The organism is Marivirga salinae, from assembly GCF_030503855.1.
GTDB lineage: Bacteria > Bacteroidota > Bacteroidia > Cytophagales > Cyclobacteriaceae > Marivirga > Marivirga salinarum.
The window spans coordinates 4,455,083-4,480,312 of record NZ_CP129971.1; the positions used below are offsets into that span (position 1 = coordinate 4,455,083).

Here is a 25,230-nt window from a genome sequence, read left to right on the forward strand (position 1 = left end):
CTCTTTTTATTATTGACCTACCTCTTCTTATTTAAGCTAAATTTTCAAATTGGATTGTCAGAATAAGGTTAGAAAAGCATTACCATTTACATTTTGATACCAAAACAACCAATCTCTTAATCAATTATTAAAATATTATATAATATTTTAATACTTATGTAGTTGATAATGGGTGATCTTTTTTAATTAGTTTAATTGTGTAATGAAAAACCTTTTTTGTCTCATCTTAATGACACTAAGCTACAAGACAATTTATGCTCAAAATATCAAGGGGATAATTCTCTCCTCAAAAGACAACTTTGGCGTTGAAGGAGCACATATAATTAACATCACAAAGAAAAACATCGCAATATCTTCAGAACTAGGTTACTTTAACATTAAAGGAGAAATTGGAGATACTCTAGTGGTAAGCAATATTAATTTTGATACTAAACAATTTATTGTTAACGCCAAAACTCACCTATCTATAGTATTAAATCCAGCAAATATTCAATTAGATGAGGTTTTAGTAAGTAACCTCCCTACCACTGCCGAAGACTTTCGCAAAAAATTAATTACAATGCCTATGCAGGATAATGGTAAATTTTTACCCTTCGGCATGAAACCCGCAAAACCAAGGTCTGAAATCCCACCTCTTTACAACCGAAGTCTGAACAGCGGTTTAGGATATGTAGTAATGAACCCCTTAAAAAGCATCACAAGAAAATTGAATAGTGAATTTCAAGAAAAAGTAAAGTATTATGCACTTAAAGCGGATGAGAATGACAAAATCATAAGAGACAAAAAATTTAATAGATCATTAGTAGCCTCTTTAACTGAACTGGAGGGTGATGAATTAACTGACTTTATCCATTTCTTGGATTTTGCAGATTCATTTATTGCTAGTGCTTCAGCATATGAAATTGCAGAGAAAATTAAAGAAGAATTCAAAAAATTTGAAAAGTTGGTTGAAGAAGACAAATAATATTAACCATGAAAATCGAAGAGCTCATTTTCGGTTTCCATGGTAAACTCTATCTCTTAATCGGTAAACTAAACCACCAAATCCAACAGATACTGCTTGTCATTCAAATAATCCCCATAAAAGCCCAGACGCTTCATGTTTTTCAATAATTGAGGAAAATCAGCTGAATTTTTCAATTCTATTCCCACTACTGCCGAACCCGTTTCCCGAGAATTCTTTTTAGTATATTCGAAATGACTAATGTCATCATCTGGTCCTAAAACCTCCACTACAAATTGCTTCAAAGCTCCTGCCCTTTGCGGAAATTTCACCACAAAATAATGTTTTAAACCTTTGTAGAGCAGCGCTCTTTCTTTAATCTCCTCGGTTCTTGTAATATCATTATTACTCCCACTAAGTACGCAAACTACATTTTTGCCATTGATTTCCTCAGCATATTGATCCAAAGCCGCAATGGATAATGCCCCAGCCGGTTCTGCAACTATCGCATCTTTATTATATAATTGCAAAATCACATCGCAGACTTTTCCTTCCTCCACAGTGATGACTTCCGTTAAATTCTGTTGGCAGATTTCGAAATTCAAATCTCCCACTTTTTTTACGGCTGCACCATCCACAAATTTTTCTATATGTTTCAAAGCGGTATTCCCTCCTTTTTCAATGGAGGTTTTCATGGCTGGTGCACCTGCTGGTTCTACTCCTATAATTTTGGTTTGGGGTGAAAGTGCCTTAAAAACACTGCTCACCCCTGCTGATAGTCCACCTCCGCCAATAGGCAAAAAGAGATAATCAATCGGATTTTCGGATTGTTGTAAAATTTCCAGTCCGACTGTTCCTTGTCCTTCAATTACTTTAGGATCATCAAAAGGGTGAATAAACACTGCACCAGACTTTACTTGATATTCTTGTGCGGCATGAAAAGCATCATCGAAAGTATCTCCTACCAATTCTATCTCTACAAAATCCTCTCCGAACATTTCAACCTGAGCAATTTTCTGCTTTGGAGTAGGCGCTGGCATAAAAATCCTGCCTTTTACTTTCAATTTTTTACATGAAAAAGCCACTCCCTGAGCATGATTCCCTGCACTGGCGCATACAATTCCTTTATCCAATTCTTCACGACTCAAGCTGCTAATCTTATTGTAGGAACCTCTGATTTTATAGGAACGCACAGGTTGCAAGTCTTCTCGTTTGAATTGAATATTGGAAGCAAACTCTTTCGACAATCCCAAATTGGGCGTTAAAGGAGTTAAAAGTGCCACACCTTTTAACTTTTGCGCGGCACTTTGTATGGCTTCTATTTTTGGGTAGTATGCTTTTAGGGTTTCAGACATTTTTCTGATATAAATTGCTAAATGAACTAATATTTACTTTTTGTTACAATTGACACATCCCCCCTCAAACCGGGTGATTTTTACACCTGTATAAGACTTCAATAAGGAATTCAAATCTCTATTGAAAAAGCCTAGAAGCATTTGTTCAATAATTCACGAACAAATAACTTTTTCAGTTGTATTATTCAGCGCCAGAGGCGCTAGTAATCATCACCATCCAGAGGATGGCGATAGAAAAAAATAATTTCCTTCCGCTTGCGTCTCGCTAGTGGAAACTACTACCGCCTCTGGCGGATTCTATATATTTTATTGTAACAACCTATTAAACTACTATGTTAGGCATTAGTAAAGATCACTAAAATAAATAGTACCCTTCCTGATAGCTAATGACATAGAAGAAAAAGAAATTATCAATCTTTAAATATTTTATGCATTTTCCGGTCTTAACTTTCTTACTGCAGCCCCAGCTTGCCACATTTCAGAATTTTTCAATTCATCTAATTCTTTTTCTAATTCTACTCTGTAATCAGCTTTTTCATTGGCAGTAATGGTCAGCTTTGCTTCATTTCCAGTTTCCACAGAATCATATAATTCTTCAAAAACTGGTTTTACAGCATCTCTGAATTTTTTCCACCAATCTAAAGCACCTCTTTGCGCTGTAGTAGAGCAATTGGCATACATCCAGTCCATGCCGTTTTCAGCCACCAAAGGATATAAAGATTGGGTAGCTTCCTCCACTGTCTCGTTAAAAGCTTCTGATGGAGAATGTCCCTTTTTACGCAATAAATCATATTGAGCAGCAAATAAGCCTTGAATTGCCCCCATCAAACTACCTCTTTCTCCTGTCAAATCACTATAAACTTCTTTTCGGAAATCGGTTTGAAATAAGTAACCTGAACCTACTCCTATTCCTAAGGCTACACATCTTTCCCAAGCTTTTCCAGTTGCATCCTGATGAATGGCAAAGCTGGAATTCAAGCCTCTGCCTTCCACAAATAATCTCCTCAAACTGGTACCCGATCCTTTTGGAGCTACCAAGATTACATCCACATCCTTTGGGGGAACGATGCCGGTTTGGTCTTTATAAGTTACCCCAAAACCATGAGAAAAATATAAAGCTTTACCTGGGGTCAAATGCTTTTTCACCATCTCCCACTGCGCAATTTGCCCTGCATCTGATAATAAATATTGCAAGATTGTGCCTTTTTCAGCAGCTTCTTCTAGTTCAAAAAGTGTCTTGCCTGGCTCCCAGCCATCGGCTACTGCTTTATCCCAGCTTTTAGAGCCTTTTCGTTGTCCGACAATCACATTAAAGCCATTATCTTTCAAATTTAATGCTTGCCCCGGACCTTGTACTCCATAGCCCAAAACTGCTATGGTTTCATCTTTTAATACTTCCTGCGCCTTCGCTAAAGGAAATTCCTGTCGCGTAACAACTTCTTCTTCTACTGTTCCAAATTTTAGTTTTGCCATTATTTTAGATTTTAGAGTCTAGATTTTAGAACCTAGATGGTTTATATTTCTGATTTTTATTAATTGTGATTATTTACTATTGGGCCTTTTCTGGTCTGACCTTCGGTACTGACCCAATTATTAATTACATTCTAGAAGCTTCCTCCACTTCGGTGAAATATTCCTGAAATTCTTTCATAGGTTTGGAAATTGAAATCCTGCCCGAGCGAACAAATTCCAGAATACCATGTGGCTTCAGCTGTTCAAAAAGCTCTTGCGTTTCCTCCTTGAAACCAGTCTTTTCAATAATGGTGAAATCTGGTTCCACTGCTAGCAAACGAGCATGATGCTTTCGTACGATATATTCTACCTCTTTCGTCTGGGATAATAACTTAGTCGGCATTTTATATAAAGCCATTTCCTGATATACTATCCCATCATTTTTATGATAAAAAGCTTTAAAAACATCCACTTGCTTTTCAATCTGCTTCACGATTTTCTTGATTTTATCTTCCGTTGAGCTTACCACAATCGTATAGCGATGAATATCCTTTACCTCACTTTCTGAAGCGGTAATACTTTCAATATTGATATGCCTTCGTGTAAAAATCGTAGTCACCCTGTGCAAAATTCCTATCAGGTTTTCAGTGTATATTGATAATGTGAATTGCTCTTTCATATTTTAGATTTTTAGATACTAGAATCTAGAACCTAGACTCTATTCATTTCTTATACTACATCAGGTCTGACCTTCGGTACTGACCTAAGTGCCACTCAACGGCCTACTCCAGCCTAATTTCTGATACCGAAGCACCTGTTGGAATCATAGGAAAAATATTATTCTCTTTTCCGACCATTACTTCCAGCAAATAGCTTCCTTCGTGGTTTAAAAATCTATGAATGCTATCTTCCAACTTCTCTCTTTCTGTTACTTTTTCGGATGCAATACCATAGCCTTTGGCTATCATTTGAAAATCAGGATTAACCATATCCACTGAGGAATAGCGCTTTTCAAAAAACATATCCTGCCATTGCCTTACCATTCCAAGAAACTCATTATTTAAAAGTAGAATTTTTACATCCACTTTAGTTTCGAATATCACGCCCAATTCTTGTATGGTCATTTGAAAACCACCATCGCCAATCACAGCAATTACTTGTCGGTGAGGGGCTGCGAATTTTGCTCCAATAGCTGCTGGAAGGGCAAAGCCCATAGTTCCTAATCCGCCAGAGGTGACATTGCTTTTCCAATTGGCATATTTATAATAGCGCTGAGCCACCATCTGATGCTGTCCCACATCAGTCACAATAATCGCATTACCTCGTGAGATATTTGAGATATGCTTGATCACCTCCCCCATACTCATCGGCTCATCCGCTTGAGGATTTAATTCATTTTTAATTACTTTTTCTTCCTCCTGCGCATTTAATTCTTTAAATCGAGTCAGCCATTCATCATGCTTCTTTTTATTTACTTTATTCAATAATGCAGCAAGTGATTCTTTGCAATTACCCAAAACAGGAACATCCGCTTCCACATTTTTATTAATTTCAGCTGGATCAATCTCTAAATGTATCACCTTCGCTTGCTTCGCATATCGGCTTACATCTCCTGTTACCCTGTCATCAAAACGCATCCCAACCGCTATCAAAACATCACATTCATTGGTTAAAATATTAGGTGCATAATTTCCATGCATCCCTAACATTCCTACATTCAAAGGATGAGAAGTTGGAAGTGCTGATAAGCCCATGATAGTCCAGGCTGCGGGGATGCCTGTTTTTTCGACAAATTCCTGAAACTCCTTTTTGGCATTAGATAAAAGCACTCCATGCCCAAATAGAATCAATGGCTTTTTAGCTGAATTGATCAACTTAGCTGCATCATCCAATGCTTTTTCACTTAATTTAGGATTAGGCACATAGCTTCTGATCTGATCGCAAGTTTCGTATTCCTCAAAATCAGCCACTTCAAATTGAGCATCTTTGGTTATATCCACCAATACCGGCCCCGGCTTTCCACTGCGAGCTATGAAAAATGCTTTTGCTACTGCATTGGGGATATCTTTAGCTTTGGTCACCTGAATATTCCATTTCGTTACTGCCATGGAAATACTCACAATATCGGTTTCCTGAAAAGCATCTGAACCAATCATTTTGCCTGGTACTTGCCCAGTTATGCAAACCATAGGTGTAGAATCCAATTGAGCATCTGCCAAGCCAGTTATTAAATTAGTAGCTCCCGGACCAGAAGTAGCCAAACAAACGCCCACTTTACCTGAAACTCTGGCAAATCCTTGAGCAGCATGAGTTGCACCCTGCTCATGACGGGTCATGATGTGTTTTATTTTATCCTTTTGATCAAATAAAGCATCATAAACCGGCATTATTGCCCCACCAGGATAACCGAAAAGTGTTTCCACTCCCTCACGGATAAGGCAATTCACCAAGGCGGCTGCACCACTCATGGTAGTTTTCGCTTTCGTTTTCTGTGATTTAGTGGCTACTTCTTCCATATTATAAATCCGTTATGCATCCTAATGATGCTGATGATACCAATTTGCTGTACTTCTTTAAACTTCCGCTTACATTTCTTGCCGGCTTTGTTGGAGTTTTTGTTTTACGCTTTTCCCACTCCTCTTCTTCCATCAAAACACTAATTGAATTTTCTACTGCATCAATCCTGATGCGGTCTCCATTCTCCACATAAGCCAAAGGGCCATTGTCAAAAGCTTCCGGTGAGATATGTCCAACTACAAAACCGTGGGTTCCTCCAGAAAATCTTCCATCTGTAATGAGGGCTACTTTCTTACCTAAACCAGCTCCCATGATGGCAGCAGTAGGTTTTAGCATTTCGGGCATTCCAGGACCTCCTTTTGGACCCTCATATCGAATCACCACAACATCTCCTTCTTTTATCTCGCCTCTTGCAATGCCGTCATTAGCCAGAAATTCACCATCGTAAACCCTTGCGGTTCCTTCGAAAATTTCTCCTTCTTTTCCAGTGATTTTTGCTACTGCTCCTTCAGGCGCTAAATTGCCTTTCAGAATTCGCAGGTGACCTGAGCTTTTGATTGGGTTTTTCACAGAATGAATGATATCTTGCTTTTCGTCTAAACCTGTAACATCTTGATAATTCTCAGCTAAAGTTTTACCGGTTATGGTCATACAATTGCCATGTAAAAGCCCTTCTTCCAGCATCATTTTCATTACGGCAGGAATTCCTCCATTTTTATGTAAATCCTCCATTAAATATTTACCAGATGGCTTTAAATCAGCCAGATAAGGGGTTTCGGCACTGATTCGAGCGAAATCTTCCAATGTTAAATCGATTTCAAAAGCATTGGCTACTGCTAATAAATGTAAAACAGCATTGGTAGATCCGCCCAAAACTGTAATCAACCGAATGGCATTTTCAAATGATTTTTTAGTAACTATATCTCGAGGTTTCAGATCATTTTCGATCAATTTTTTAACCGCTAAACCAGCCTCAGCACATTCTTTCCTTTTATCCTCACTTTGAGCAGGATTTGACGCCCCATATGGCAAACACAATCCCAAAGCTTCAATAGCTGAAGCCATGGTGTTAGCAGTGTACATTCCACCGCAGGCTCCAGGACCTGGGCAGGCATTCGCTACAACTCCTTTAAAATCTTCTTCAGAAATAGTGTTGGCTTGCTTTTTACCCAAGGCTTCAAAAGCAGAAACCACATCCAGTTTTTCGCCATTATGACAACCTGGAGCAATAGTCCCTCCATAAATAATCAGAGAAGGGCGATTTAATCTTCCCATAGCCAGTAATGCACCCGGCATATTTTTATCACATCCTGTAATGGCAATCATGGCATCATAAGCCTGTGCATTCACCACCGTTTCCATGGAATCGGCTATAATATCTCGAGATGGCAAGGAATAACGCATTCCGTTGGTGCCCATAGAAATGCCATCGCTAACTCCAATGGTATTGAAAATCAAGCCCACCCACTCATAAGATTTGATGCTTTTTTTGACCTCCACAGCCAAATCATTCAAATGCATATTGCAAGGATTGCCCTCAAAACCAGTGCTGGCAATGCCAATTTGTGGTTTTTCCAAATCCTTATCGGACAAACCTATCGCATGCAACATGGCCTGAGCGGCAGGCTGGGTTGGGTCTTGCGTAACTGCTTTACTGTATGGATTTAATTCCTTCGCCATTATATGATGGTTTGATTTTGCAAATCGTTGAATAATACTTTCTGCCTGTATATATGATAAATGCTCTGTCCAATAGAATCTTCCCAATTAAGTGGAAAAACGGTATCATTCACCTGTGCGATTGGCGCAATTTCCGCTGCAGTCCCAGTGAAGAAAGCTGCATCAGCTTCCAATAATTGGGCTTTAGAAATAGGCTTTTCGGTAACCTTAATTCCGTGTTCTTTGCAAATTTCCAGTACAGTTTGGCGAGTAATTCCTGGCAAAATATTACCTCGTGATGGAGTATACAATTCCCCATTTTTCTCTATGAAAATATTGGCACCAGAACCTTCAGAAACATGCTGAGTATAGTCCAATAAAATAGCTTCATCATAACCCAATTTCTTAGCTTCAGTCGTTGCTAGAATTGAATTGGTATAATGCCCCACAACTTTGGCTTCCACATGCTGAGATGCAGGATGGATACGCTGATAAGATGATATTTTAGCCTTGATTGGATCATGACCTAAATATTTTTCCCATTTCCAGGCGCAAATAAATACATTAACTTCATCAGTAGGTTGCAAAGCCATATTGGCTCCCAAATAAACCAATGGACGGATGTATGCATCTGTCAAATTGTTTCTGTCCAGCAATTCATAGCTGATACTTACTAATTCTTCCACTGAATAAGGTATTTCAATATGCATTAAATCAGCGGATTTGTGCAAACGTTCAAAGTGATCATGAGCTTTGAAAATATTGAAGCCCACATCATTTTTATAAGCACGAATTCCTTCAAAAACACCATTTCCATAGTGCAAGGTTTGACTGTACAAACTAGTTTGGGCATCTTCGGCATATTGCCAATCGCCATTAAGGAATACTAGGGTTTTGTTGTTGTAATACATAGCCGTTTGGGTTATAAAATTGTGTATAATTAAAAAGCCATCCTGTTTTGGCAAGATGGCTTTATATCATTTCATTTTTGATAAAAGCTCATCCTGCCATTTTGAAAAAAATGACTATAGTGTTAATAATGACAACATTTTTGATTTCAAATTTTCTCATCACGCATTGACTGTTACCAGTTTTTTTATTTGTTCCACTACAAAGTCACCTACTTCTTTGGTGCTTTTTGGATTTTCTTTTTGGATGTCTTCAGTAGCAAATCCCGCTTCTAATGATTTTGCTACAGCATCTTTTATAATTTGACTTTCTTCTTTTAAATCAAAGGCGTATTCCAACAGCATGGCGGCTGATAGAATTGCTCCTAGAGGATTTGCAACTCCCTTACCTGCCGCTTGAGGATATGAACCATGAATAGGCTCAAATAAACTACTTTTGGTTCCAAGCGAGGCTGAAGGTAATAGACCCAATGAACCGGAAATAACAGAAGCTTCATCCGTAATGATATCCCCAAACATATTTTCAGTCAGCACCACATCAAAATCTTTCGGGTTCTGAATGATTTTCATGGCGGCATTATCCACAAACATAAAGTCCAATTCTACCTCAGGATATTGCTTTGATAATTCTTTTACGGTTTCCCTCCACAGACGAGATGTAGCTAAAACATTAGCTTTATCCACCAAAGTGAGTTTCTTTCTTCTGCTCTGTGCAGCTTTAAAAGCCAAATGTGATATTCTTTCAATTTCATTTTTTGAATATACACAGCTATCAAAAGCGGTATTTCCATCTTCGGATCTACCTCTTGGTTCACCAAAATAAATTCCTCCAGTTAATTCCCTGAAAACCACGAAATCAGTTCCTTTGATGATGTGTTCCTTCAATGGAGATATAGGCAAAAGGGCATCATAACTACTTACAGGACGTACATTAGCAAAAAGCCCTAGATTTTTACGCATTTTCAACAATCCTTGTTCAGGGCGTACTTTTGCATTAGGGTCATTATCATATTTTGGGTCACCTATAGCACCAAACAAAATAGCATCTGCTGATTTACAGCTCTCTTCTGTTGCTTCCGGAAAAGGATTCCCAGTGGCATCAATTGCAGCTGCCCCAATTAATGCTTCGCTGTATTGAAATTGATGACCGAAAGTTTCAGCTACAGCATCGAGGGCTTTCACTGCCTCGGCTGTTACTTCAGGACCGATTCCATCTCCGGCTAATATTGCTATGTTTTTGTTCATATCTTAAATTCACTTTTTCTCATAACGGTCAGACGCTGACCCTAAATAAATTATCCTTCTATATTGATCTTAATGAAGTAATTAGTCTTATCCGCATTTATAAAGTTAAGCGTCAGACCATAATCTCATTCCGCTAGAGACTGCTCGTAAGCTTCAATTTCATTCTTTTTGTTCAACAGAAAATCTATATCATCAAAACCATTTTGCAGACAGTATTTTTTATAAGAGTTAATTTCAAAGCTTTCGGTTAACGCTGAACCAACTAAGCTGATTTCTTGCTCATTTAAATCAATCTGCAATTTGGCATCCGGTCTATTTTTTAAAATTTGAAAAACCTGCGCCAAGAAATCATCCGTTACCTGAACTGGCAAGAGACCATTATTCAAAGCATTATTTTTAAATATATCTGCAAAAAAGCTAGAAACTACTGCCTTAAAGCCATAATCAACCAATGCCCAGGCAGCATGCTCGCGACTAGATCCGCAACCAAAATTTCTTCCTGCCACCAGGATCTCGCCTTTATTCCCTTCCTGATTCAATACAAATTCAGGATTGGGTGATCCATCTTCAAAATACCGCCAGTCACGGAAGAGGTTCTCACCGAACCCCTCCCGGCTGACGGATTTCAGGAAACGAGCGGGTATAATCTGATCTGTATCTACATCCTCGAAAGGAAGCAGTACAGCCTGACTATTTAATGTGTTAAACTTTTCCATACTATCTTATGCTTCTAATTTCATTAATTCCCTCACATCAGAAATTTTACCGGAAAGTGCAGACGCTGCTGCAGTCAAAGGACTCGCCAATAAAGTTCTGGCACCTTGCCCTTGTCTTCCTTCAAAATTCCTATTGGATGTGCTCACACAATATTTTCCTTTTGGCACTTTATCCTCATTCATACCTAAGCATGCCGAACAACCTGGTTGACGTAATTCAAAACCAGCTTCCTCCAATATTTTATCTAAGCCTTCTGCTCTAGCTTGTTTTTCTACTTGTCTGGAGCCAGGTACAATCATGGCTTGCACATGATCAGCTTTCTTTTTACCCTTTACCAATTCGGCTACCAAACGCAAATCTTCAATTCGGCTGTTGGTGCAGCTTCCTATGAAAACATAATCCACATGGTGACCGAGCAATTGTTTTCCGCCTTCCAAATCCATGTATTTCAATGATTTCTCAAGGCCAGAAGTGGTTTTTCCATTTGGGAGCGGTATATCTTGAGTGATTCCAATTCCCATTCCCGGGTTAGTACCATAAGTGATCATCGGCTCAATTTCTTCGGCATTGAAATAATATTCCAAATCAAATTGAGCATCATCATCAGTTTTCAAAGCTTTCCATTCCTCCACCTTTCTTTTCCATTTTTCACCTTTAGGAACAAAAGGCTTTGATTTAAGATATTCAAAAGTGGTTTCATCGGGAGCAATTAATCCACCTCTGGCTCCCATTTCAATACTCATATTGCAAATCGTCATACGAGCTTCCATTGATAAACTTTCAATAGTGGAGCCACAGAATTCAATAAAATGGCCTGTCCCGCCTGCTGCGGTTAGCTTTGAGATGATATGCAAAACAATATCCTTTGAAACAACTCCTGGATTTAATTCTCCGTCAACCTGAATTTTTAATGTTTTCGGTTTTTTCTGTAGTACACATTGGGTAGCCATTACTTGCTCCACTTCACTGGTTCCAATTCCAAAAGCTATATTTCCGAAAGCACCATGAGTTGAAGTGTGGCTATCTCCACAAACAATGGTCATGCCCGGCTGAGTAATGCCTAATTCAGGGCCTATCACATGCACTATCCCTTGATAAGGGTGACCTAAACCGTATAATTCCACCCCAAATTCATCGCAATTTTTAATTAATGTTTCTACCTGATGGCGGGATAATGCATCCTTGATAGGTAAATGCTGATTTTCAGTAGGTACATTGTGGTCGGCAGTGGCAATGGTTTGCTCTGGTCTGAAAACTGGAATCCCCCTTGCCTTTAAACCCGAAAATGCCTGCGGACTGGTCACTTCATGGATGAAATGCCTATCGATATATAAGACTTGCGGACCATCCTCCACTGAATGAACTACATGTTTATCCCAAATTTTATCAAATAATGTTTTTGCTGACATTGCTTTAGCTGAAATTTACTTTACTATTACTTCATGGTTTTTCACCAAATACTTTAAATCTTTATCTTCCACCACATTAATACGATCCGCCATTTCCAAAAACTCTTGATAAGTTTCTTCTAATTCTTCTTTTCCTAAATGGACTCCCAATTCAATTAATCTGAAATTCAAGGCAGCTCTTCCACTTCTAGCAGTCAAAATGATGCTGGATTTATTGACTCCAACCTCGTAAGGATCTATGATTTCGTAATTATCTCTATTCTTAATCACACCGTCTTGATGAATGCCAGATGAATGAGAAAAGGCATTGGAACCGACCACTGCCTTATTAGCCTGAACAGGCATGCACATAGTTTGCGAAACCATTTGACTTATCGGGAAAAGAAGTTGTGTATTAATTCCAGTTTCCAGCGCTAACTCTGGGTGTTTCTTTATCACCATAACGACTTCCTCCAAAGAAGTATTTCCAGCTCTTTCTCCAATTCCATTGATAGTACACTCAATCTGACCTGCTCCATTTTTAATGGCAGCTATACTATTGGCGGTTGCCAAACCCAAATCATTATGACAATGAGCGGAAATGACAGCATTTTCTATGCCTTTTACATTATCGATTAGATATTTGATTTTCGCTCCATATTCTTCAGGCAAACAAAAACCAGTGGTATCTGGAATATTGACCACTTTTGCACCAGCGGCAACGGCAACTTCTATCACTTGAGCTAAAAATTCATTGGAAGTTCTTCCTGCATCTTCAGCATAAAATTCTACTTCATCTACAAAAGAACGGGCATGTGTAACGCATTCATGCGCTTTTTCCAAAACTTGCTCTCTGGTGAAATTCAGTTTTGTAAAAACATGCTGGTCAGAAGTTCCCAATCCAGTATGGATTCTTGGTCTTACCGCTCCTTCCAAAGCTCTTGCAGCAGTTTCAATATCATTTTTCACTGCACGGGATAAGGCACATATTGATGAATTTTTGATTTCTTTTGATAAGAGTCGAACCGACTCAAAATCGCCAGGTGAAGAAATGGGAAAGCCAGATTCAATTACGTCTACCCCTAAAGCTTCAAGCTCCTTGGCAATCTTAAGCTTTTCATTCTTACTTAAGCCACATCCCGGCACTTGCTCTCCGTCTCTTAAAGTAGTGTCAAAAATTGCTATCCTACGTGCCATACATCAATTTTTTTATGGTTTATATGTTTTGAAGAAACTAATGTAGGAGTATGAAATAGCGCATGTAATGCCAAATATTTTTGTAATTACGATTTCTATTCTTCACATTTATATTCAAATTGATCAAAAAACATCATAAAGTGATTATTAATTACGATGTCTAAGCAATCATCTGACCATTTATTTGATTTAATAAAATCGCTCACTAAAAGTGAAAAGCGCTATTTCCGCTTGCTTTCTCAACAACAGAGTGAGAGCAAAGCCAAATACATGCAGCTTTTTGATTTTCTGGAACAAAAAGAAAATTATTCAGCAGCTGATTTGGAGGGAATTTCTTTTATAAAAGGCAATCAGATTTCTAATATGAAGGCGCATTTAATGCAAAAGATTCTGCAGGCATTAAGACAATTTGAAAGTGCGAAAAATAGTGAAATCCACATTCGTGAGATGATCGATTATGTACAAATATTATACAACAGAGGGCTTTTTCGACAAGCTTTTGACATCTTAAAAAAAGCTTATAAAAAAGTAGCTAAAACGGGAAATCTAGAATTAAAGCTTGAGCTGTTAAAATGGGAAAAGAACCTATTGAACCAAAGTGTAGGCAGCCAGTATAGCCAGAATGTTCAGCGAGTGATTTCAGAGGTAGAAGATGCCAACAGTAAAATTAATCTGATAAATCAGTTTACCAATTTAGCTGTAAAACTCAATGCAATCTATGTTAAAACAGGATACATAAGAAATGATGAACATCTAAAGGAAGTCCAGAAGTTGTTTTATGAAGGATTACCCCAGCACGAGGAAGAGAAATTATCCATACATGAAAAATTAAGCCTATACAGACTATATGTCAACTACTACTATTTCTTGGAAGATATGGAAGTGGGTTATAAATACGCCTTGAAATGGCTGCAACTATATGACCAACATCCTGATTTAAAAAATAGCCAGTTAAATGATTATTTAAGCGCTGTTAATCAGGTGATGATAGCTGAATATAAATTATTCTATTACCAAAATTTTCTTAAATCACGTCAGCGGCTGCATGATTTGAATGAGCAGATGCAAAATTCTGTCAATGAGAATATTCGAAATAGGCTCATAAAATATGTTTATGTGCATGAATTTAATAGGATATTCATGTTGGGGAAATTTAATTTGGGCGTAAAATTACTAAAAAAGCTAAACCCAGATTTAGAGGCCTTTATTCAGCGTTCGGATGAGCATTCCCGCATAATTTTGTTCTACAAAATTGCTTGTCTATATTTTGGAAATAGCCAATACCACAAAGCTTTAGAATGGCTAAACCGCGTTCAACAGGATGAAAAGACAGATTTACGAGAGGACATACATTCTTTTGCCAAAATTTTGAGTTTGATCGCTCACTATGAATTGGGAAATATGGAAGTGATTGATTATTACATCCGATCCACCTATCGTTTTCTTTTAAAGAAGGGTGAACTGCATCTATTTCAGAAATACATCCTGCGGTTTTTAAGAAAATTAGCTGGGGAATTTAGAGAAGAAGAATTGATTCCTGAATTTAAAAAGCTGTTAAGTAATCTTGAGCCATTGCAGGATATAAGATACGAAAAGCGGTCATTTATTTATTTTGATATTATTGCTTGGCTGGAGAGTAAAATTATGGATGAAAGTGTCCAGGAAAGGATACAGGAACGTGCTAGGGAGAAGATGAGGTGAGATTGACTTTTACTTAATAAAAGTTATAATAATTCTAGTATTTACTCCCTTAAACAATTTATCCATTCTTATTATTACTCTTAAATAAAACTTAATTCGAGACAAGAAACTTTGATAACAGATAAAATAATACAAAACCATCTAAAGCTGGAAACTTAACCACAAAAGATATGGAAGAAAACAAAAGACAGCCAAAGGCTGTTTGGTCTTGCACACCCCAAAATATGTATCAAGGATATCTTGTTATTTCCATTTATGTCTCAATCAGAAAATGAAATGTTATTATATCTAAAAATAATCTTGATTATTTTCTTTGTGTTCTTTGTGACTTTGTGGTTAAAATTAATCAGCCTTTGGCTGTAAAAAATTTTGGCAAAGCCAAAATAATCAAATTCAGAAAAGTACTATAACATTTACCTCACTCAAACTCATAAAAGTACTTTTCAAAAGTTTTTCCGCTGTGTTCTCCGTCTTTGAGGACTTTATAAACCATCCAAACTAGGGCTACAGGTAGAATTCCAAACAATCCAGCTACAATTGGGTATGGGAAATTGAATCCTACTGCCACTACATAGAAGATGGCGATAAATGTAACTAGGCTTATGGGAAATATCAGCTTATCCATACTTAATAAACTGATATTCAGAGGTGATTGTTTTACTTGATCATATTTAAAAGAAATCAACAAAACAATTACATTTTGTTGATTAAATATCATTTACCCTCAAGCCGGGAGGGCTTTTACTTTTTCATTGAGAAAAAGTAAACAAAAATCTAGGGCTGTATTTATTTCTTAACGTGATTTTGATTTCACAGGAGGGAAATAAAAAAAACTCAACCTCCCTATGGGAGGTGTCAAACATTTTTATTTCTAATCCTCCTTTTGAAAACAAAATCTCTAAAATAAATAATGCCCGTCCTTAGGTTCAAGCTATTTCAATATGAAAAAATGCAATTGTTTAGCTTCTTGCCTCTTCCATTTTGAAAAGCATTAATCTCCCAATTGTGCTTGCTCTGTTTTTGGCTTCTTTGGCGGTTGCTCCTTCAAAAAGCTCATCTACAGTCTCAAACCATAATTCCAGCCATCTATCGAAATGCTGTTTTTGTAATGGCTCTTTTTCATTTAAAGCAAAATGCTTGTCCATGGGATTGCGCTTATAGGCAGTAGTTCCCAATAAAACGGATGACCAAAAATCGTACATAATAGGCATATGTGCTGGAACGTCCAGTTTGGCGACCTCAGTGAAAATGTAGCCGATAGTTTCGTCTTTCAGTACTTTTTCATAAAAGCTATCGACTAATAATTGAATGTCTTCTTTTTGGGTGATGTCTTTTTTAGGCATAAAATTCTTTTTGAGAATAGACGGATAAAATTGTCCGTTCGTTTATGATATTTAAACCTTTAATTGAAATATTAAAGAACCAAGTAACAGGCTATTCAAGCTTAATATAGTATATAAAGAATAAAACTGATGTAATTAATTCAAAGAGAAAACATTCAGCTCTTACTAAACGAAAAAATCCGTGCGTCATCCTCGCGAAGGCGGGGATCTATTGATTTTAATCTTGATTAAAATATCTAACCAAAGCCCGAGTTATCTCTTATTGATAGAAACTTCGGATTTATTTCTTCTCTGACAATATTATTGAAACTTCGTTTCAATAAGACAAGATCCCTGCCTACGCAGGGATGACGCACAGATGATAATAAGTAGGTAAATGAACAAAAATTACTTCCCTATAATTAAACAATATCAAATACTCTGGCTAAACTGTGGCTTATCGGATTTCTGCTTTAGTTTTGGATCGAAAAGACTACAAATATTTCTAACAAATAGCATTCCTTCTTCTGTTACTTTTAATGCGTAATCTCCCATTTCCAATAAACCATCTTTTTGCATTTCGGCAAGCTCATCTTGAGCATCTCCCCATAATTGCATTGCTAAAGTACTTCTTTTAAAATCAACTGAGCCATTGCAGATAATCTGATTTATCAATTTAGCAGAAATCTGCTCCTCTTCTGTTAAATAATGTCCAATTATTAAGGGTAATTCATTATTCAGAACTGCCGTTTGGTACTTTTCTACCACTTTTTCGTTTTGAACAAATGCAGTTCCTGTAGCACTAATAGCAGAACAACCCAAACCAATCATCATTTGGTTTTGATCGGTGGTATACCCCATAAAATTTCGGTTCAAATAGCCTTTTTCTTTGGCAATGGTCAACTCATCTTGTGGCAATGCGTAATGATCCATCCCAATATTTTCATAACCCATTTCATTTAACATCTGCTTTGCTCGAAGATACATGGCTAATTTTTCTTCCGGCTTTGGCAAATCATTATCTCCATAACCTCTTTGTGCTTTACTTTTCCATGGCACATGCGCATAGCTATAGAGCGCAATTCTTTCAGGTTTAAACTCTCTCACCTTTTCAATATTCTCTTCAATATTTTCTAAAGTCTGAAAAGGCAATCCGTAAATCAAATCATAGTTTACAGAATGATAGCCCAATTCTCTTGCCCACTCTGTGGTTTTCCGAACATTTTCAATAGGTTGAATTCTATGAATGGCTTTTTGTACTTTGATATTAAAATCTTGCACACCATAAGAAACTCTGTCAAAACCAAGGTCAGCTAAAATTTTTAATTGCTCATAAGTCGTATTGTTAGGATGCCCCTCAAAACTAAAAGCTTTTTGAGGATGTATTTCTGAAGTTTCTAAAATAGAAAATAAAAGTTTATTAAGATTTTCAGAGGAGAAAAAAGTAGGGGTTCCTCCACCGAGGTGGATATTTCGAATGATAGGCTTTTCCCCCAAAGCACCCACATAAATATTCCATTCTGACAACACTGACTCAATATATTGCTCCTCTACACTATGATTTTTTGTGATTCTTTTATTGCATCCGCAGTATGTACATAAGCTTTCGCAAAATGGTAAATGAATATAAAGACTGATGCTTTTATCCTTTTGTGAAAAATATACATTCCGCACTTCCTTTAACCATTCAGCTTGATCAGGATTTTGCAATTTCCAATGTGGAACAGTTGGATAACTAGTATATCTTGGAATAGCTTTATTGTATTTGATACTTAAATCTGCCATAAGACTCATTTTAATTATATCTCAAAATTAAAATGATATAACTCTAATTTCACTGATGTAAGTCATGTTTTGAATTGAGTTTTAACCGAAGGCCAATTTTCTATCTTCTTGAATTTTTCAAATATTCGAAAAATCCATCAAATAAAACAACATCGAACAATGTATTGATTTAAAGGCTATTAAATAATATGTTATAACATGTAACAATTATCTAAAACATTACTTTTTATATTATTTTAATTTCACTTAATTACTTAAAATTTACTACTATGGAACAAGAAGCAATAAAAACTCAGACACTATTAGATGAAAGTTATGCGGTTGTAACCTATTTTCCAGATCAAGAAATGGCACGGGTTAAGTGGAAAGGAAATGTAAATGTTGATCAATACAGGAATGCTTTTGAGATAGTTTACAAGCATGCGCTATCTGGAAATTTAGTTAAAAGATTTTATTCTGACACTAGAGAACAAGGAGTGGTTGGACCGGAAAACCGAAAATGGTTTGAAAAAGAAATGCTGCCAAAAGCAATTGAGGCAGGAATGGAAAGAGCTGGAACGATCTCGGATGCTAATATATTTAAGCGTTACTATCTTAACATGATTCTAAAAAGTATCAATAAATTTAACCTACCATTCAAGCTTTGTGGTTCTGAAGAAGAGGTTATTGAATTTCTTATGCAGGAATAATTTAGAGAAATCAAACAAAACTACTTTCAGATTGCGGTATCTTAATCTCTTCTTTATATTTTTGCAGCAAACGAATTGAATAAAAATGGGAAGAGCATTTGAATACCGAAGAGCGGCAAAAGAAAAAAGATGGGATAAGATGTCCCGTTTGTTTCCAAGATTAGGGAAAACCATCACCATGGCGGCTAAAGAAGGTGGACCTGACCCTGAAATGAATGCTTCCTTAAGGACTGCCATTCAAAACGCCAAGGCTCAGAATATGCCGAAAGATAACATTGAGGCAGCTATAAAAAGAGCTACAAGTTCGGAAGCCGAAAATTATGTTGAAGTTACTTTTGAAGGTAAAGGACCTCATGGTGTGTTGATTTTCATAGAATGTGCTACAGATAATAATAATCGTACTGTTGCCAATATTAAATCTTATTTTAATAAAGATAAAGTTGGTGCCAATTTAGTTCCAAATGGCTCATTGGAATTTATGTTTTCCAGAACTGCTGTATTTGAATTTGAAAAAACAGAGGATATGGACATTGAAGAACTAGAATTGGAACTGATTGATGCCGGAATGGAAGAAATTGAGGAAAATGAAGGAATGCTTTATGTTTATGGAGATTATAAAGAATTTGGCAACCTATCTAAAAAATTAGAAGAACTTAACATTGATGTGAAAAATGCTTCTTTGAAGCGATTTGCAAATGACTCAGTAGAATTTTCTGAAGAACAATTAGCCGATATTGAAAAGCTGATTGATAAGATTGAAGAAGATGATGATGTTCAAGCTGTTTATACTAATATAGCCTAAAAACCTTGACCTCAATAGAAACAAAAAGAGCCATTGAACTAAATTCCATGACTCTTTTTGTTAAGAATATTTAATTCTTACAATGGCATTATCAATCTATCAATTTTGTAAATAATAACATCGCTCGTTTCTTCATGTTTCTCTTGAACGACAGCATTTTCAATTTTCAAATCTTCCCCTTTGAAAATTTTAACTGACTGATTTTGCAGTGTCTCTAAATTATCGGCTCTATTTAAGTCATCGAAGTTTACTTTCTCTGGAATCACATGATAATTCAATAATTTTACGAGATCTTCTTTATTATCTTCGTCCATAAAATTTTCCCAAACATCTTCAGGCAATAATCTAAAAGCTTTATTACTTGGAATCATCAAAGTCATTTTATCTAACTTTGCTATTTCCTTTGATAATTCAGCCTCCTCAATTGCATTGTAGAATATAGAAAACTCAGGATTATTTTTAATAGTCTTGATAATCCTCTCTACCTCCTCAGCTCCAATCTCTTCAGAAGAATGCTTTCTCAAAGGTTCTGCAAATGTTTTCGTTCCTATAATTGATGCTACTATAATCCCTACAAATAATATTACGTCTCTTCTTTTCATCACTCTTTATTTATTATTACCGTGTCAATAAAAATTAATTGGTGTATTAACATGGAACAATAACTTTTGTTTAACAAATTAATTATTTTTGTTAAACAAAGTGATTAATTGTATTCAGAGCGTTTTTCCGGGTCATATTTTACGAAGAGATTTATGTAAGCTGATCTTGATAATCGGAAAGTAATCGGAATCAGAAGTAAGGATAAGGAAACTGATAAAGTAATGATTAGCCAAAGTTCAGCAAAGCCTAAGACATTTAAGGCTACAAAGACCGTAATAATCAATGCCACTTGCATGGCGTAACTAATATACATGGCACCATCAAAAAATGAAGGTTCTGACATATAGCGTAAGCCACAATGAGAACAATGCTTTGGCATCTTCTGGAAGTTTTTTAAATCATAGGCTTTAGATTTAAACAACTCACCTTCATGACATCTTGGACATTTAAATTTAAATATGCTATATAATTTATTTCCCTTTTCCATGAATTCTTTTAACTAAAATCTAGCTTCTTAAATTAAAGAGTGCAAATAAAGAACTATTATTTTATATCCTTTGTGACTTAAGTTTCAATTACGTATTTAGCCATCTCCAAAATTTACCCAAAACAGTTTTGGGTTTAGGTTTTTGCTTAACTTCTGTTTCTTCCACTTCAGACTTCCTCTTCTTAGGCTTATATTTTTGTTCGATTTGTTTCGGCTTTAAAATTTTCTCCTTATAGAATTGCTCACGCTTTCTCTTTTTCTCTTTTTCAATTTGTTCACGTTTCCTCGCCTCTTTTTGTTCTTCGCGTTTTCTAATCTCAGAAGGGCTTAACTCACGCTTTTCTTTTCTTCTACTTCTAGGAGAATTATTTTCTCTGTTCTTTGAATACGATTTTTTGGTTTTAACTTTCGATTCTTCTTTTTGCTCAGGCTCCGGTTTAGGCTTTGGCTCAGGAAGATCAATTTTACCTAACACATTTAAACCCTTCAATTCTACTTTTGCAGGCTTTATCACTAAATCCTCCTCCGAATCCTCTCCCTGAGATTCTATTAACTCATCGACTGTTTTAAACGATTTTTTTAAGGGCTTTTCTTCTGCAATTATTTCTTCGGGCTTTCCTTCTTCCTCCTTTACTTCTTGGCTTAATACAGTCTCTGCTTTCTGATCCTCTATATCTGTTATTTCCTGATCTGTTGTATCTGCTATTTCCTGATTTTCCTCCTTTATTTCTTCAGCTTCAAATTCCTCTTGAGGGATTGTTTCTTCTGGTTTACTTTCCTCTTCAATTTCAAAATACCTATAGAGCAACTGAACAGCTTCTTCTTCTAATTTTGTATTGGAATCCTTTTCAATAGTAATCCCTCTGATTTCAAGGAAATCAACTATATCTTCTGTGGTGATGGAAAGCTTTCTCGCTGCTTGGGCAAGTCTCATGGTTGTTATTGGTTATTAGCTGGTTAGTTGCAAATATATCATTTTAAGAGGATATATGAATACTTTATCAACTATTTACACAAGCTTAAAAGGAAATGGTAAAATTTTATTCTCTTGCGGAGGAAAAAATTGCAGAGGTTGACTACAACCTCTGCATAAATATTCATGATCTATTATTCTCCTTGACCTAAAGAAAAACCTAATTTTCCGTCAAAGGTATACAAGTTCTCAGTTTTGATGATATCAAATCCTGCTTCATTCAAAGCTGTCATCAATTCCAAGACTTCTTTATAATCGATAGTCTTGTAATCTGGCTTACCTTCGATTACCTGAGCATTTTTAGAAATAAATCGGCATCTCCAGTGATCCGTACAGAAAGTAGAGTCCATACCACCGGGATAAACTTTCACTCCTCTGTTGGTAATCATTTTAAGCTTTAAGAAATCATTTGAGCTTTCAGTTAAAGCATCGCCAAATTTATTGGCATCTCTGTCTCGGTGATCAACAAAAACATCTACACCAACTAATTTCTTTTCTTTTGGCGCATGCGTTTTTTCTTGGATATTGATTCTGAAATCTTCTCCATCCTTAACTTCAATTTTCTTGAATTGCTGAGGAACCTGCCCCAATCTTTCAATTACAGCATCTGCAAACTCCATTGTTCCAACTTTTTGTTTGCTGTGCCCTTCTTTATAGATTTCCCCTGTATGGATACCATCTTCCAAAGTAGTCAACCAAGCATTATGAATTAATGCAGCTTTTTCTACCTCTCCAAAATATTGCAACATCTGGATAGCACCATGCAATAAGCCAGATGGGTTGGCAATTTTCTTTCCGGCAATGTCAGGGGCTGAACCATGGATTGCTTCGAACATTGCATATTCTTTTCCAATATTAGAAGAACCTGCAAGTCCCACAGAACCAGAAATTTCAGCCGTTACATCAGAAACTATATCTCCATATAGGTTTAAAGTAACAATTACATCATAATCTTCAGGACGGTTGGCAATTCTAGCTGTTGCAATATCAATAATCTGACTTTCCGCCTGAATATCTGGATATTCTTTAGCCACTTCTTTGAAAACACTGTGGAATAAACCATCAGAAATTTTCATGATGTTATCTTTAACTAAACAAGTAACTTTTTTACGGTTATATTTTTTAGCGTATTCAAATGCGTATCGAACAATCTTTTCAGAACCTGGTCTTGAAATTAATTTCAAGCATTGTACAACCTCATCTGTTTGCTGGTGTTCAATTCCTGCATATAAATCCTCTTCATTTTCTCTTACTACTACCAAATCCATTACTGGATGCTTACTTTCCACAATTGGATGATAAGAAACCGCAGGTCTCACATTTGAAAATAAACCTAATGATTTCCTGATGGTAACATTTAAACTTTTGTATCCTGAACCTTGAGGGGTAGTGATAGGAGCTTTTAGAATTACTTTCTTTTTATGAATAGCTTCCCAAGCACTCTCAGGAATTCCGGAAGTATTCCCAGATAAATAAGCCTGTTCACCTATTTCAATGTGGTCAGCGTCTAAGCTAATATTTGCTGCTTCCAAGATTTTTAAAGTGGCTTCCATTATTTCAGGACCAATTCCATCTCCTTTTGCAACAACTACCGGAAGTGGCTTGGTAGTTTTCTTTAAATAATCTGCATTAACAGAATCTTTCATGACTGGATTTTTATGTTCTATAAACTATTATTTCCGATTGAAGGCTAATTTAATTGATGAAGATATACACGGCATAAATAAATTATAGTTGATATAGCCTCTAAAATTGTTGCAAAAATAGTGCAGAAGGGGTTGGAATCAAAGCCGTTGTAAGTTTTAAACGGAAGTAATAAGTATCAGGCAGTCAATTCAGGTTCTGGCTTATCTTTAGGCAAACAAACACCCGGTGGTAAATCTAATACTGGATCATCATCATTTTCATTGGAACCACCTCCGCCTCCACCGTCTTCATCATCTGAATTATTGCCGTTTTTTAGTACCCATCTTATAAAGTAAGATACCAAAAAAGCCACACTAGCTACCAAAATAAGGTAGTCAGGATTTTGAATGATATAGTGAAAGAAAGTATCTGACATTTCTTTTAATACAATTTTCCGACTAAAAGCATTCAAAAGTTAATCAATTTCTTATCAAAATGTTAAATGATTAGGTAGGAAATTTTATTCAGTGTTCTATATACTCCAAAAAACGAACAAATTTCACTCTTGAGCAGAGATAAGGTCACTCCTACGGAATTTAGGTTAGACTTTATTTATATTAGTTACCATAACGTGACCCAGTAGGGGTCACGTTAGTAGTTTTGCTAGTTGATTTATTCTAAATTATAAGGATGTAAAAGCGAATAAATGTTTTTTTTCTTAGTAAACGAAATGAACTCTCTTTAAAATGTGGCCTTATATTGAATTAATGTGAACAAATTCCGCAATTCCAAAACCGCACTTAAACCTTATAAATGCGTCAAAACCCCATTTTCTCGTACCAAGTATATACCTTCTTCAAACCTTCTTTAAACCTAACTTGTGGTTTATAGCCTAATAGATTTTCAATTTTAGAAATATCGGCTTTAGAGTGTTTCACATCACCAGGTCTTTCAGGGCCATAGTTAGGCTTTAAATCTTTCCCACTTAAATCCTGCAATAACGCAATCATATCATTCAGACTCATTTGATCACCACAAGCCACATTATAAATTTGATTTAAGGCTTCTTTATTTTCAGTAAAAAGAGCTAAATCATTGGCATGAACAGCATTTTCAACAAAAGTAAAATCTCTGCTGGTTTCACCATCACCATTGATAGTTGGTTCATTACCATGAATGTATGCTTTACAAAAAATCGGAATTACAGCTGCATAAGGATTATCTGGATTTTGTCTTGGACCGAAAATATTGAAATAGCGAAGCCCAACAAAATTCAATCCGTAGGTTTTTTGGAATACTTCAGCATAAAGTTCCACTGCATATTTCGTCACTGCATAAGGACTCAATGGATTCCCAATGATGTCTTCTTGTTTTGGTAAATTTGGGCTGTCTCCATAAGTACTCGAAGAACAGGCTAATACTACTCTATCAATTTTATTCTGAACAGCTGCATGCAAAATATTCACCGTCCCATCAATATTGACTTTAGTGCTTTGCATCGGGTTTTCAATAGATCTTGGAACGGAACCTAAAGCTGCTTGATGACTGATTAGATCAAAGCCTTTAGTCAGCTCAAGCATTTTATCATAATCGCAAATGTCTTCTTTGAAAAACTCAAACTTAGGATGGTTTTCGAATTCCTCAATATTGCTGTAGTAACCATTGGAGAGGTTATCTATGACTCTCACTTTTTCTACTCTATCATCATTCAAGTATTTTTCAACCAAATTTGACCCTATGAACCCTGCTCCACCTGTAATTATGATTTTCTTTTGCGACATGCTGTAATTAAATTATTTGAGGGCAAAGATAGGAAGTCTATTCTTTTTAAGAATGAGAACGAAATAAAACTTTAAAGACA

The 25,230-nt window shown here is 36.2% G+C and carries 23 protein-coding genes; 4 read left to right on the forward strand and 19 right to left on the reverse strand.

The features are described from left to right. The first annotated feature begins 202 nt into the window (after window positions 1–202). The gene (locus tag QYS49_RS18855) at window positions 203–964 is read left to right on the forward strand and encodes a peptidase associated/transthyretin-like domain-containing protein (RefSeq protein WP_308349537.1); all 762 of its coding nucleotides are present in this window, start codon (window positions 203–205) and stop codon (window positions 962–964) included. A 68-nt stretch (window positions 965–1,032) separates the two neighbouring features. Here the strand turns inward: QYS49_RS18855 and ilvA are convergent, their stop codons facing one another. The 10 genes from ilvA to QYS49_RS18905 all read right to left on the reverse strand — a co-directional run bounded on the left by ilvA (window position 1,033) and on the right by QYS49_RS18905 (window position 13,381). Next, on the reverse strand, window positions 1,033–2,298 hold the full coding sequence (ilvA, locus tag QYS49_RS18860; protein WP_308349538.1) for a threonine ammonia-lyase IlvA: 1,266 nt from the start codon (window positions 2,296–2,298) through the stop codon (window positions 1,033–1,035). Window positions 2,299–2,724: 426 nt separating this feature from the next. After that, window positions 2,725–3,771 carry a ketol-acid reductoisomerase gene (gene ilvC / locus QYS49_RS18865; protein ID WP_308349539.1) on the reverse strand — a complete coding sequence of 349 codons (1,047 nt, stop codon included), beginning with the start codon at window positions 3,769–3,771 and terminating at the stop codon, window positions 2,725–2,727. A 124-nt stretch (window positions 3,772–3,895) separates the two neighbouring features. Continuing rightward, a complete protein-coding gene (gene ilvN / locus QYS49_RS18870; protein ID WP_308349540.1) occupies window positions 3,896–4,429 on the reverse strand; it encodes an acetolactate synthase small subunit in 534 nt (177 codons plus the stop codon). A 103-nt stretch (window positions 4,430–4,532) separates the two neighbouring features. Next, window positions 4,533–6,266: a biosynthetic-type acetolactate synthase large subunit gene (gene ilvB / locus QYS49_RS18875; RefSeq protein ID WP_308349541.1), complete on the reverse strand. Its 1,734-nt coding sequence runs from the start codon at window positions 6,264–6,266 to the stop codon at window positions 4,533–4,535. Between the two features lies 1 nt (window position 6,267). Next, window positions 6,268–7,947: a dihydroxy-acid dehydratase gene (gene ilvD / locus QYS49_RS18880; protein ID WP_308349542.1), complete on the reverse strand. Its 1,680-nt coding sequence runs from the start codon at window positions 7,945–7,947 to the stop codon at window positions 6,268–6,270. Next, a complete protein-coding gene (locus tag QYS49_RS18885) occupies window positions 7,947–8,837 on the reverse strand; it encodes a branched-chain amino acid transaminase (protein WP_308349543.1) in 891 nt (296 codons plus the stop codon). The genes ilvD and QYS49_RS18885 overlap by 1 nt, the downstream gene beginning before the upstream one ends. Before the next feature lie 159 nt (window positions 8,838–8,996). Beyond that, window positions 8,997–10,079 (reverse strand): 3-isopropylmalate dehydrogenase, encoded by a 1,083-nt coding sequence (gene leuB / locus QYS49_RS18890; protein WP_308349544.1) that lies wholly within the window; start codon window positions 10,077–10,079, stop codon window positions 8,997–8,999. Window positions 10,080–10,204: 125 nt separating this feature from the next. Then, the gene (leuD, locus tag QYS49_RS18895) at window positions 10,205–10,795 is read right to left on the reverse strand and encodes a 3-isopropylmalate dehydratase small subunit (RefSeq protein WP_308349546.1); all 591 of its coding nucleotides are present in this window, start codon (window positions 10,793–10,795) and stop codon (window positions 10,205–10,207) included. Window positions 10,796–10,801: 6 nt separating this feature from the next. After that, a complete protein-coding gene (gene leuC, locus QYS49_RS18900) occupies window positions 10,802–12,205 on the reverse strand; it encodes a 3-isopropylmalate dehydratase large subunit (protein WP_308349547.1) in 1,404 nt (467 codons plus the stop codon). 15 nt (window positions 12,206–12,220) lie between these two features. Further along, the gene (locus QYS49_RS18905) at window positions 12,221–13,381 is read right to left on the reverse strand and encodes a 2-isopropylmalate synthase (protein WP_308349548.1); all 1,161 of its coding nucleotides are present in this window, start codon (window positions 13,379–13,381) and stop codon (window positions 12,221–12,223) included. A 156-nt stretch (window positions 13,382–13,537) separates the two neighbouring features. On the opposite strand from QYS49_RS18905, the gene QYS49_RS18910 reads away from it, so the two are divergent. Then, entirely contained in the window at window positions 13,538–15,082 is a 1,545-nt protein-coding gene (locus tag QYS49_RS18910; protein WP_308349549.1) for a hypothetical protein, read from the forward strand. A gap of 418 nt (window positions 15,083–15,500) precedes the next feature. Here QYS49_RS18910 and QYS49_RS18915 read toward each other — a convergent pair whose 3' ends face one another. From QYS49_RS18915 to hemN, 3 genes are all read right to left on the reverse strand, one after another. Continuing rightward, entirely contained in the window at window positions 15,501–15,707 is a 207-nt protein-coding gene (locus QYS49_RS18915; RefSeq protein ID WP_308349550.1) for a hypothetical protein, read from the reverse strand. 334 nt (window positions 15,708–16,041) lie between these two features. Further along, entirely contained in the window at window positions 16,042–16,425 is a 384-nt protein-coding gene (locus QYS49_RS18920; RefSeq protein WP_308349551.1) for a group III truncated hemoglobin, read from the reverse strand. A gap of 411 nt (window positions 16,426–16,836) precedes the next feature. After that, window positions 16,837–18,189 (reverse strand): oxygen-independent coproporphyrinogen III oxidase, encoded by a 1,353-nt coding sequence (hemN, locus tag QYS49_RS18925; protein ID WP_308349552.1) that lies wholly within the window; start codon window positions 18,187–18,189, stop codon window positions 16,837–16,839. A gap of 269 nt (window positions 18,190–18,458) precedes the next feature. On the opposite strand from hemN, the gene QYS49_RS18930 reads away from it, so the two are divergent. After that, window positions 18,459–18,878: a hypothetical protein gene (locus QYS49_RS18930; protein WP_308349553.1), complete on the forward strand. Its 420-nt coding sequence runs from the start codon at window positions 18,459–18,461 to the stop codon at window positions 18,876–18,878. A gap of 85 nt (window positions 18,879–18,963) precedes the next feature. After that, entirely contained in the window at window positions 18,964–19,680 is a 717-nt protein-coding gene (locus tag QYS49_RS18935) for a YebC/PmpR family DNA-binding transcriptional regulator (protein ID WP_308349554.1), read from the forward strand. 77 nt (window positions 19,681–19,757) lie between these two features. Here the strand turns inward: QYS49_RS18935 and QYS49_RS18940 are convergent, their stop codons facing one another. The 6 genes from QYS49_RS18940 to QYS49_RS18965 all read right to left on the reverse strand — a co-directional run bounded on the left by QYS49_RS18940 (window position 19,758) and on the right by QYS49_RS18965 (window position 25,150). After that, a complete protein-coding gene (locus QYS49_RS18940) occupies window positions 19,758–20,282 on the reverse strand; it encodes a fasciclin domain-containing protein (RefSeq protein WP_308349555.1) in 525 nt (174 codons plus the stop codon). Between the two features lie 104 nt (window positions 20,283–20,386). Further along, on the reverse strand, window positions 20,387–20,770 hold the full coding sequence (locus QYS49_RS18945) for a DUF983 domain-containing protein (RefSeq protein ID WP_308349556.1): 384 nt from the start codon (window positions 20,768–20,770) through the stop codon (window positions 20,387–20,389). Between the two features lie 88 nt (window positions 20,771–20,858). After that, window positions 20,859–21,704, reverse strand: a complete 846-nt coding sequence (locus QYS49_RS18950) for a hypothetical protein (RefSeq protein ID WP_308349557.1) — start codon at window positions 21,702–21,704, stop codon at window positions 20,859–20,861. Window positions 21,705–21,877: 173 nt separating this feature from the next. Then, on the reverse strand, window positions 21,878–23,389 hold the full coding sequence (locus QYS49_RS18955; protein WP_308349558.1) for an NADP-dependent isocitrate dehydrogenase: 1,512 nt from the start codon (window positions 23,387–23,389) through the stop codon (window positions 21,878–21,880). A 176-nt stretch (window positions 23,390–23,565) separates the two neighbouring features. Further along, entirely contained in the window at window positions 23,566–23,805 is a 240-nt protein-coding gene (locus tag QYS49_RS18960; protein ID WP_308349559.1) for a hypothetical protein, read from the reverse strand. Window positions 23,806–24,187: 382 nt separating this feature from the next. Then, a complete protein-coding gene (locus tag QYS49_RS18965; protein ID WP_308349560.1) occupies window positions 24,188–25,150 on the reverse strand; it encodes an SDR family oxidoreductase in 963 nt (320 codons plus the stop codon). Window positions 25,151–25,230 lie beyond the last annotated feature (80 nt).

Coding starts and splice junctions, on each gene's coding strand:
- QYS49_RS18910 (WP_308349549.1), top strand. CDS start 13,538: ATGTCTAAGCAATCATCTGACCATTTATTTGATTTAATAAAATCGCTC.
- ilvD (WP_308349542.1), bottom strand. CDS start 7,947: ATGGCGAAGGAATTAAATCCATACAGTAAAGCAGTTACGCAAGACCCA.
- leuB (WP_308349544.1), bottom strand. CDS start 10,079: ATGAACAAAAACATAGCAATATTAGCCGGAGATGGAATCGGTCCTGAA.
- QYS49_RS18950 (WP_308349557.1), bottom strand. CDS start 21,704: ATGAGACTTGCCCAAGCAGCGAGAAAGCTTTCCATCACCACAGAAGAT.
- QYS49_RS18965 (WP_308349560.1), bottom strand. CDS start 25,150: ATGTCGCAAAAGAAAATCATAATTACAGGTGGAGCAGGGTTCATAGGG.
- leuC (WP_308349547.1), bottom strand. CDS start 12,205: ATGTCAGCAAAAACATTATTTGATAAAATTTGGGATAAACATGTAGTT.
- QYS49_RS18855 (WP_308349537.1), top strand. CDS start 203: ATGAAAAACCTTTTTTGTCTCATCTTAATGACACTAAGCTACAAGACA.
- ilvB (WP_308349541.1), bottom strand. CDS start 6,266: ATGGAAGAAGTAGCCACTAAATCACAGAAAACGAAAGCGAAAACTACC.
- QYS49_RS18940 (WP_308349555.1), bottom strand. CDS start 20,282: ATGAAAAGAAGAGACGTAATATTATTTGTAGGGATTATAGTAGCATCA.
- ilvA (WP_308349538.1), bottom strand. CDS start 2,298: ATGTCTGAAACCCTAAAAGCATACTACCCAAAAATAGAAGCCATACAA.
- hemN (WP_308349552.1), bottom strand. CDS start 18,189: ATGGCAGATTTAAGTATCAAATACAATAAAGCTATTCCAAGATATACT.
- leuD (WP_308349546.1), bottom strand. CDS start 10,795: ATGGAAAAGTTTAACACATTAAATAGTCAGGCTGTACTGCTTCCTTTC.
- QYS49_RS18915 (WP_308349550.1), bottom strand. CDS start 15,707: ATGGATAAGCTGATATTTCCCATAAGCCTAGTTACATTTATCGCCATC.
- QYS49_RS18935 (WP_308349554.1), top strand. CDS start 18,964: ATGGGAAGAGCATTTGAATACCGAAGAGCGGCAAAAGAAAAAAGATGG.
- ilvN (WP_308349540.1), bottom strand. CDS start 4,429: ATGAAAGAGCAATTCACATTATCAATATACACTGAAAACCTGATAGGA.
- QYS49_RS18920 (WP_308349551.1), bottom strand. CDS start 16,425: ATGCCTAAAAAAGACATCACCCAAAAAGAAGACATTCAATTATTAGTC.
- QYS49_RS18945 (WP_308349556.1), bottom strand. CDS start 20,770: ATGGAAAAGGGAAATAAATTATATAGCATATTTAAATTTAAATGTCCA.
- ilvC (WP_308349539.1), bottom strand. CDS start 3,771: ATGGCAAAACTAAAATTTGGAACAGTAGAAGAAGAAGTTGTTACGCGA.
- QYS49_RS18905 (WP_308349548.1), bottom strand. CDS start 13,381: ATGGCACGTAGGATAGCAATTTTTGACACTACTTTAAGAGACGGAGAG.
- QYS49_RS18930 (WP_308349553.1), top strand. CDS start 18,459: ATGGAACAAGAAGCAATAAAAACTCAGACACTATTAGATGAAAGTTAT.
- QYS49_RS18955 (WP_308349558.1), bottom strand. CDS start 23,389: ATGAAAGATTCTGTTAATGCAGATTATTTAAAGAAAACTACCAAGCCA.
- QYS49_RS18960 (WP_308349559.1), bottom strand. CDS start 23,805: ATGTCAGATACTTTCTTTCACTATATCATTCAAAATCCTGACTACCTT.
- QYS49_RS18885 (WP_308349543.1), bottom strand. CDS start 8,837: ATGTATTACAACAACAAAACCCTAGTATTCCTTAATGGCGATTGGCAA.